Source organism: Cupriavidus sp. SHE, from assembly GCF_000812445.1.
GTDB classification, from domain to species: domain Bacteria; phylum Pseudomonadota; class Gammaproteobacteria; order Burkholderiales; family Burkholderiaceae; genus Cupriavidus; species Cupriavidus metallidurans.
Window position 1 is genome coordinate 96,064 of record NZ_JWMB01000007.1, and the last position, 8,117, is coordinate 104,180.

The following is an 8,117-nucleotide window of genomic DNA, read 5'->3' on the forward strand; positions in this document are numbered from 1 at the left end:
AGATGACGGTCAGACGACCGTCAGATGAGCATCAGGTGGCCGGCGCCAGCCGGTCGCGATAGCGCGCGGCCAGGACCTGGCTGAGCGCCAGCGCCAGCACTGCCGCCAGCGCGGCGAACAGGTACACGGCCGGATAGCCGGCGTGCTTCGTGATCAGGCCGGCTACGGGGCCGGTCAACCCGAGCGAGAAATCGAAGAACAGCGCGTAGGCGCCCAGCGCGGAGCCGCGATTGGTGGCTGGCACGCGCTTGACGGCTTCAATGCCGAGCGACGGAAAGACCAGCGAGAAACCGAAGCCCACCACGGCCGCGCCAGCCAGCGCCTGCCACGGTGCCTGGGCCAGCCACAGCATCGCCAGACCCGCTGCCTCCACCGCGAACGACACCAGCGCCACCGGATAACCGCCGAAGCGCGTGATGCTGTCGGCCATGATCAGCCGCGTCAGGACGAAGCAGGTGCCGAGCGCGGTCAGCGCCAGCGCGGCATGATCCCAGCCATGCCCCGCGTAGTAGAGCGTGATGAAGGCCGTGATCGCGCCAAAGCCGACCGAGCCGAGCCCGAGGCACAGGCCGAACGGTGACATCGCGCGGAATACGCTGCGGAAGGGCAAGCGCTCGCCCTTGAGTATTGGCACGGCGGGTTGGCGGCGCGCCAGCAGCCACGCGGCGCCGGCGATGACCGACGTCACGATGCCGATCGCGGTCAGGCCACCGTGGCCGGCCAGCAGCACGCCCACGGGCGCGCCCACCGCCAGCGCGCCGTAGGTGGTGACGCCATTCCAGGAAATCACTTTTGCCGTATGGCGCGCGCCCACGCTGCCGATGCCCCAGGCGATGGTGCCGGTGGTCACCAGGCTCTCGCCCGCGCCCAGCATCAGGCGGCTCGACAACAGCCAGCCCAGCGCGAGCCAGTCGTTGCCCGCGAACTGCGCGGCAACCAGCATCAGCAAGCCGCTGCCGGCGCACAGCAGCAGGCCAGTCAGCACCGAGCGCTTCGGCCCTTTCATGTCGCACAGGCTGCCGGCCCACGGACGGCTCAGCAGCGTGGCCAGGTACTGGATGCTGACAGCCAGACCCGCCAGTACCGCGCTATAGCCAAGGTCGCCATGCACGAAGCCGGGCACCACGGCGATCGGCAGGCCGACGCTGAGATATGCGATGAAGTTGAAGACAACGATGCCAAGTATGCGACGAGTCACATTACCGGAGGCGAGATCGCCATGCGGTGGCGTGGCCTCGGGGGAAAGCGGGGTGGTCATTCGGTGCGGGGCGCGATTGGACGGGGATACAGGCCGGGTCCGGGTCGTGTATCAGGTACGACAACATAGGGAAAACCCGAGAGCGGCAATCATACCGGGAATGGGCGCGGTCCGTGCGGCGTGTTGGCGAGCAGATTGACATTGATTTTGCCGTTCTATACCGTGGACGCCCGTTCCATGCCACGTCCTCGACGCTTTATCCATGCCCCGCAAAGCCGCCCAACTCTCCGAAGCCGACAAGCACGCCGCTGAAGGTGGTGCCGTCGCTGTGGACCGGGCGTTGTTCGTGCTGTCGGCTTTCCGGGAAGGCGACGGGACGTTGGGGCTGGCCGAACTCGCGCAACGCAGCGGCCTGTACAAGAGCACGCTGCTGCGGCTGCTGGCGTCGCTGGAGCACGCGCGGCTGATCCAGCGTCATACGGATGGACGCTATGGGCTCGGCCCCGAGATCGCACGGCTTAATGCGGTCTACGCGGCGTCGTTCTCGCTCGAGCAGGTCGTGTTGCCGGCGTTGCGCGAACTGGTGCGCACCACGCGCGAATCGGCCGCGTTCCACATCCAGCAGGGCGAACACCGGCTCTGCCTTTATCGCGTGGATTCCCCGCAGCCGGTGCGCGACCACATTCGTGCCGGCGATCTGCTGCCGCTCAATCGCGGCGCCGGCGGCCGTGTGCTGCGCGCTTTCGCCGGCGCGCGCGGAGAGATCTATCAGCGCATCCGCGACGAAGGCGTGATCGCGCTGGTGGGCGACCGCAGCCCCGATATCGCGGGCGTGTCGTCGCCGGTGTTCGGGCCCGGCGGGGAATTGAAGGGCGCCTTGACGCTGACCTGCCCGACGCCGCGTTTCTCCGAATCGTTCCGTGAACAGGTACTCGATGCCGCGCGGCAGCTGACGCAGGCGCTTGGCGGGATTTTCCCGGAGATCGTCGAAGCCGCCGGACCCTCATCCTCGGCGGCAACTACCCCGCAGGACGATTGAGCATCCCCCGGCTTGTCGGGGGTGCCGCTCGGTGACCCGCGCGGGATAAGATGCGTGCTTTCGTGCCGACGATTGCAACAGGGGCCACCCGCCAAGGGTAAACCTCGACAAGCGGCAGCCGCCCCCGGTAGCTTTAGAGGATTCGACTCCCGTGCACCTGGCCCAGCAGACCATCCTGGTCGTGATGATGGTGGTTTTCTCCAGCACGCTCGTCATGGCGGCGGGGCTGGTGCTCGCGCTGCGCGCCAATGAGGCTGGCCGCCTGTGGGCCGTCGGGCATGTGATCGCCTCGGGCGCGGGGCTGGTCGTCGCGGCCAGCGCAAGCGCCGGATCGGCGGAACTCGGCGCGCTCGGCGCCGGTGCCTATGTACTTGGCCGCCTGACGATCTACCGGGGTGTGCGCGTCTACTACGGCATGTCCGAACAAGCGGCGCTGCTGCACGGTGTCGGCTTCGTGGCGCTGGTGCTGCTGATGCTGCTGACCGGCCTGCCCGACGGCAGCATGCTCATGCATGCCCTCGCGTACGGCTTGCTGGCCCTGATCTCGTTTTCCACTGTCATCACCATGCTGCGCAGCGCGCGCGGCCGCAGGAGCATCGGCGGCCCGCTGGTGCTGGCTTCCCACCTGGTGCTGCTGATCTCGCAGGTGGCGGCGCTGAGCTACGGGGCGACATTCAAGGGTTTCGAGGTCACGCCTTTCTTCCTGCAGCCCGAAGGCTCGGTCTGGCCGCTGGCGCCGCTGGTCGCCGTGTTGCTGGGCCTGTTCGGTTTCTGCCTGATGTCGATGGAGCAGATCATCGCGCGCAACGAGAGCGGCGCGCGTACCGATGCGCTGACCGGGCTGCTCAATCGCGGCGCGCTCGACATGATGGCCATCAGCATGATCGCGCGCTGGCAGCGCGACGGCGAGGCGCTGTCGTGCCTCGTGATCGACGTCGACTATTTCAAGCTGGTCAACGACACGCACGGCCACCATGCCGGTGACAACGTGCTGCGTGAAATCGCGACGGCGCTCGACAATTCGCGGCGCGCGTCAGATATTGCCGCGCGCTATGGTGGCGAAGAGTTTTGCATCCTCTGTCCGCATACGGACGAGCACCAGGCCACTGCGCTGGCCAATCGTATTCTGCGGAAGGTGAGGGCGATCGAACTGCCCGGCGCGGGCGGTCATGCCAGTGTCAGCATCGGCGTGGCCGAGCTGCGCGGCGGGCCCTCGAGCCGTGAGGGCCTGTGGCGCAGCCTGTTCGCCACGGCGGATCGCGCGCTCTATCAGGCCAAGCAGCGCGGCCGCGACCAGTTCATGCTGGCGTCCAGCATGATCGAAGAGACACCGGTCGGCGACGCGCTGCAATCGGTGACCGAGCCGCAGATGATTGTTTGATGGCGGATACCTGGGCGGGCCCGGTGGGTACCTGGGCCGCCCTTATGTCGCCCTTATGTCGCCCTTATGTCGCTCTTATGCCGTCCTTAAGCCGACCTTATGCCGCCCCGCCATCCACCGGCACATCCCGTTGCGGCTGCCCGTCGTACGTCCAGATGAACTGGCGCGGAATCGGCCCCTTGTTGCGGCCGCCCTGCTGGGTTTGCTCCCACGCATGAGACAGGATGCCCACCGAGCGCGACAGGCAGAATAGCCCGCGTGCCAGCGGTGCAGGAAATCCCAGTTCCGCGTAGATGACAGCGGTCGCGCCGTCGATGTTCATCGGGATCGGCTTGTCGCGTCCCGCGCCGAGCGCCTTCTCCACCGCGCGCGCAATCGCTGCGTAACGGCCGGACACCACGCCATCGTCGGCAGCCTGATCCACCAACGCCAGCAGGCGCGGCGCGCGCGGGTCGAGCGGATGGAATCGATGGCCGAAGCCCGAGACGAACTTGCCGTGCAGGTCGCGATAGTGGGCCAGGCCAGCGGCCACGGCATCATCGAACGGCGTGCCGGCGTCGAAGCGGCGCGCGATGTCCTGATAGAGTTCCACCGCTTGCTCGCCGGCGCCGCCGTGCACATCGCCCAGCACGTTGACCGCCGAGGCCATGGCATTGTTCAGCCCCACGCCGCAGGTGGCGGCCATGCGGGCGATGGCGATGCTGGGTGCCTGCGGGCCGTGGTCGACGGCGGCCATCAGCGCTGCGTCGAGCAGTTCGCCCTCGCGCTTGCCCGGCAGCTCGCCGCGCAGCATCAGCCAGATCATCTGCGCGAACGACACATTGCCGATCAACTGCTCGATCGGGTAGCCGCGATAGCGGATCTCGCCCGGCTTCATGTCGATGATTTCGGTACGCCACCAGTCCTGCGAAGCCTGCTGGCCGGCGTCGATCGTTTCGTTCGTGGCGCTCATAGCGCGCGCTCCTGTTTGAGGGTGTCGATGGCGGCGGCGTCATAGCCGAGTTCGCCGAGTATGTCGTCGGTATGCTCGCCGAGTTGTGGCGGGGGCGTGTCCACGGACGGTGCCTGCCCGTTGACCTTGAAACCGGTGCGCAGCAGGCGGATGTCGCGACCCACGCCTGGCACGTTTTCGAACGCGCCGATCATGCCGCGGTCGCGCACCTGCGGAAGTGCGAGCGTGTCCGGCACCTTCAGCACCGGCCCGGCCGGCACGCCGGCCTCATTGAGCAGTTGCCACCAGTCGGTGGCGGACTTCTTCGCCAGTTCCGCTTCCAGTTCGGCGGTCAGCGCCGCGCGGTTCGCCAGGCGCGACTGGCGCTCGGCAAAGCGCGGGTCGGTCGCCAGTTCGGGGCGGCCCACCACACGGCACACCGCTTCGAACTGCTCCTGCTTGTTGGCGGCGATATTGAGCGGGCCGTCACCAGTGCGGAACGTGCCGGACGGGCTCGCCGTCATGTTCTCGTTGCCCATCGGGGCAGGGTCCTTGCCCGCCACCAGATGGTTGGAAACAACCCAGCCCATCGTGACCAGCGTGGCTTCCAGCATCGATACGTCGAGGAAGTAGCCTTCCGTGCGTTCGGTATCGGCCAGCGAGGCGGCGATGGAAAAGGCCGCGGTCATGCCGCCGATGGTGTCGGAGACGGGATAACCGACGCGATACGGCGCGGTCTGCGGGTCGCCGGTGATGCTCATCACGCCTGCCATGCCCTGGATGATCTGGTCATAGGCCGGCAGGTCGGAGAGCGGCCCATCCTGGCCGAATCCGGAGATCGCGCAGTAGATCAGGCGCGGGTTCACCAGCTTGAGTTCGTCGTAGCCCAGGCCCAGGCGCGTCATCACGCCGGGGCGGAAGTTCTCGACAACGACGTCGGCGCTCTGCACCAGCTTGCGGAAGACTTCCTTGCCGCGCGCGTGCTTGAGGTTGATCGTGATCGAGCGCTTGCCGGGGTTCTGCGCCAGGAACGACACGCCCATCAGCTTGCGGTTCAGTTCTGCATCGGCGCCAAGCTGACGTGCGAGGTCGCCCGTGCCAGGCGTTTCCACCTTGATCACCTCGGCCCCCATGTGGGCGAGCTGGTGGCAGCAGAAGGGCCCGGCCAGCACGTTGGTGAGGTCGAGCACGCGGATATTGCGAAGCGGCTTTTGCATGAGGGGTACGAGGGGCATGTGGGACATGTAGGTCCGGCCAGGAAGGTTGTTGGTCTTAGAGGCACTATCAAAATGATTCTGGCGTCGTTGCGCGGCCTTGCCGTACTACTTGTACTGTCTGCGGCCGCGCGCCTAGCCAGAACCGCTTCGCTTCTTTTTGATAGCGCCTCCTATTCAACGCGAGCGCCGGAGTCTCGCACGATCGTGCCCCAGCGCGTGTGCTCGCTCTTGATGAACGTGGCGAGGTCAGCCGCGGAGCCGCCGCGCGGTTCGCTGCCTTCGTCACGCAGTCTGGCGATCGTATCCGCATCCTTGAGCGCCTTGTTGACTTCCGCGTTCAGGCGGGCGATCACGTCGGCCGGTGTGCCGGCGGGCGCCACCAGCGCCTTCCAGTCCTCGGCCTGGAAACCCGCGTAGCCCTGCTCCGCGACGGTAGGCACATTCGGCAGCAGCGCCACGCGCTTGACCGACGTCACGCCCAGCGCGCGCAGCTTGCCAGCCTTGAGCATCGGCATGGCGATCGGCGGTGTGGCGAAGTAGAAGTCGGTCTGGCCGCCCATCAGGTCGGTCAGCGCGGGCGATGCGCCCTTGTATGGCACATGCAGCGCCTTGAAGCCGGCACGGCGCTGGAACATCTCGCCGGTCAGGTGGCCCACGGTGCCGGTGCCGGCCGACGCCATCGACAGTTGCTTGGTCTTGGCCGCGGCCACGAGGTCAGCCAGCGTCTTGTAGGGCGAGTCCTGTCGCACGATCAGCACCACGGGCTGCGCGGCCACCAGGGCTACGGGCGTGAAATCCGTGACCGCGTTGTACGGCATCTTCGGATAGAGCGTCGGGTTGATGGCGAGGTTGGCGGTCTGGCCCATGCCGATCGTGTAGCCATCCGGGCGTGCCTTGGCCACGGCGTCGAGGCCGATGTTGCCGCCGGCGCCGGCGCGGTTTTCCACCACCACAGTCCAGTGCGTGGCGGTGCCAATCTTGTTGAAGACCAGACGCGATAGCACGTCGGTGCCGCCTGCCGGCGGGAACGGCACGACCAGACGGATCGGCTGAGCCGGATAGGCATCGGCGGCAAACGCGGACGCACCCGGCAGGGCGGCGATGGCCGCCACGGCGATCAGGCCGTGCACGAGGGTGCGGCGTCGCGAGGAGGCCGGGCGGGTCGGACGGGTCGGGTGGGTCTTGGTCATGCTGGGGTCTCCGATTTCTGATGTTCTATAGAACAGAACATTGATCTTAACAAAGGAATGAAACGGAGGATAGGAGGGGGGCGACGGACTGTCAAGTCATGGTGGATGACAGGTGGCGGCGGGATGTCAGGCTGCGGCGCGCGGGTGTGATCCTGACCTGGATGGGAATTTGAACGGCTTGCCCTCTCCCCAGCGCGCTCTGGCGCTGCGGGAGAGGGGAAAAACAGCGGGTGTTTTGATGGGCGTGAGTGAGTCCCCCTCACCCGCGATGGCGCGAGAGGGGTTGGGGGAGAGCGAAAAGACGGAAGGGCGGCGTCAGGCCGCCGCGAGTGCGGTCAATGCGAAGCCAGCGCCGACAGCGTGTCGGGCGGCAGATAGCGCGGACTTTGCCGCCGAAGCATCGCGCCCCAGCCGCAGCAGGCCGCCAAGTTGATGCGGAGCCTTGAGCAGACCGAAGAGGATTGCGCCGATGTCAGTGCTGCCATCGGCCGCCATGCCGGCCACGGCCAGCGGGGGCACGGGACGATCGGCAGGGTCGATCACCACGCGCAGTGCGGCGAACGGAATATGGTGGGTCTGGGCGGCCAGCGCGGCGATGTGGGATTCCATGTCCACGGCCAATGCGCCGTGGGATTCGTGCAGGGCGGTCTTGCCGGTCACCGTGGTGACCGGGGTATCGGAACCCGCCAGCAGGCCACACACGGCCTGGGGCAGGGCGCGGCGAAGCGCCGCTGTCCAGTACGGGTCGGTCGAGTAAGACGCGTCGCCCGCCCGTACGGCGGTGGCGACGATCACGGTGCCCGGCGGCAGCGTGGGATCGAGCCCGCCGGCCACGCCGAAGCTGATGACGCCGTCGCAGCCTTGCGCCAGCCGGGCGTCGAGCACACGCGCCAGTGCCGCATCGCGATGCCCGTAGAGCGTTTCCACGCCCGGTCCCGACGCGATGCGCGCCTCGAAATCCATCCCGCTGACTGCCAGTACCGCCACGACTTCAGAGCCCCCAGGTGATGGCGCGATTGCCATCGCGCAGCAGGTTGCGGAAGCGCGCCAGTGCCCAGAGCGGGAAGAAGCGCGAATAGCCGTGGTAGCGCAGATAGAACACGCGAGGGAAACCCACCGCCGTGAAGTACGGCTCGTCCCAGAAACCATGGCTGGCCTGCG

8 protein-coding genes are annotated in these 8,117 nt (G+C 67.2%); 2 read left to right on the forward strand and 6 right to left on the reverse strand.

The genetic code is table 11. From position 1 onward, the window contains the following. Window positions 1–31: 31 nt before the first annotated feature. Complete coding sequence (locus RN01_RS03435) at window positions 32–1,258, reverse strand: MFS transporter (RefSeq protein WP_024570685.1); 1,227 nt, start codon at window positions 1,256–1,258, stop codon at window positions 32–34. Window positions 1,259–1,460: 202 nt separating this feature from the next. Here RN01_RS03435 and RN01_RS03440 point away from each other — a divergent pair, with 202 nt between their 5' ends. Together RN01_RS03440 and RN01_RS03445 are read left to right on the forward strand one after the other, a co-directional pair. Then, window positions 1,461–2,237 (forward strand): IclR family transcriptional regulator, encoded by a 777-nt coding sequence (locus tag RN01_RS03440; RefSeq protein WP_017513249.1) that lies wholly within the window; start codon window positions 1,461–1,463, stop codon window positions 2,235–2,237. Window positions 2,238–2,388: 151 nt separating this feature from the next. Continuing rightward, window positions 2,389–3,618 carry a diguanylate cyclase gene (locus RN01_RS03445; RefSeq protein WP_017513250.1) on the forward strand — a complete coding sequence of 410 codons (1,230 nt, stop codon included), beginning with the start codon at window positions 2,389–2,391 and terminating at the stop codon, window positions 3,616–3,618. A gap of 97 nt (window positions 3,619–3,715) precedes the next feature. On the opposite strand, the gene RN01_RS03450 is transcribed toward RN01_RS03445, so the two are convergent. The 5 genes from RN01_RS03450 to RN01_RS32770 all read right to left on the reverse strand — a co-directional run. After that, window positions 3,716–4,570, reverse strand: a complete 855-nt coding sequence (locus RN01_RS03450; RefSeq protein WP_017513251.1) for a citryl-CoA lyase — start codon at window positions 4,568–4,570, stop codon at window positions 3,716–3,718. After that, on the reverse strand, window positions 4,567–5,766 hold the full coding sequence (locus RN01_RS03455; RefSeq protein ID WP_008650915.1) for a CaiB/BaiF CoA-transferase family protein: 1,200 nt from the start codon (window positions 5,764–5,766) through the stop codon (window positions 4,567–4,569). Before RN01_RS03455 ends, RN01_RS03450 begins: the two co-directional genes overlap by 4 nt. 170 nt (window positions 5,767–5,936) lie before the next feature. Beyond that, a complete protein-coding gene (locus RN01_RS03460; RefSeq protein WP_017513252.1) occupies window positions 5,937–6,956 on the reverse strand; it encodes a tripartite tricarboxylate transporter substrate binding protein in 1,020 nt (339 codons plus the stop codon). Between the two features lie 315 nt (window positions 6,957–7,271). Next, window positions 7,272–7,919: a phosphorylase gene (locus tag RN01_RS03465; RefSeq protein WP_017513253.1), complete on the reverse strand. Its 648-nt coding sequence runs from the start codon at window positions 7,917–7,919 to the stop codon at window positions 7,272–7,274. 28 nt (window positions 7,920–7,947) lie between these two features. Continuing rightward, window positions 7,948–8,117: hypothetical protein (locus RN01_RS32770; protein WP_156149776.1), on the reverse strand; the 170-nt coding region annotated here is incomplete at its 5' end.

Bases quoted from the DNA above. Each gene is read 5' to 3' on its own strand.
- RN01_RS03435 (WP_024570685.1), bottom strand. From the start codon at position 1,258: ATGACCACCCCGCTTTCCCCCGAGGCCACGCCACCGCATGGCGATCTC.
- RN01_RS03455 (WP_008650915.1), bottom strand. From the start codon at position 5,766: ATGCAAAAGCCGCTTCGCAATATCCGCGTGCTCGACCTCACCAACGTG.
- RN01_RS03460 (WP_017513252.1), bottom strand. From the start codon at position 6,956: ATGACCAAGACCCACCCGACCCGTCCGACCCGCCCGGCCTCCTCGCGA.
- RN01_RS03450 (WP_017513251.1), bottom strand. From the start codon at position 4,570: ATGAGCGCCACGAACGAAACGATCGACGCCGGCCAGCAGGCTTCGCAG.
- RN01_RS03465 (WP_017513253.1), bottom strand. From the start codon at position 7,919: ATGGATTTCGAGGCGCGCATCGCGTCGGGACCGGGCGTGGAAACGCTC.
- RN01_RS03440 (WP_017513249.1), top strand. From the start codon at position 1,461: ATGCCCCGCAAAGCCGCCCAACTCTCCGAAGCCGACAAGCACGCCGCT.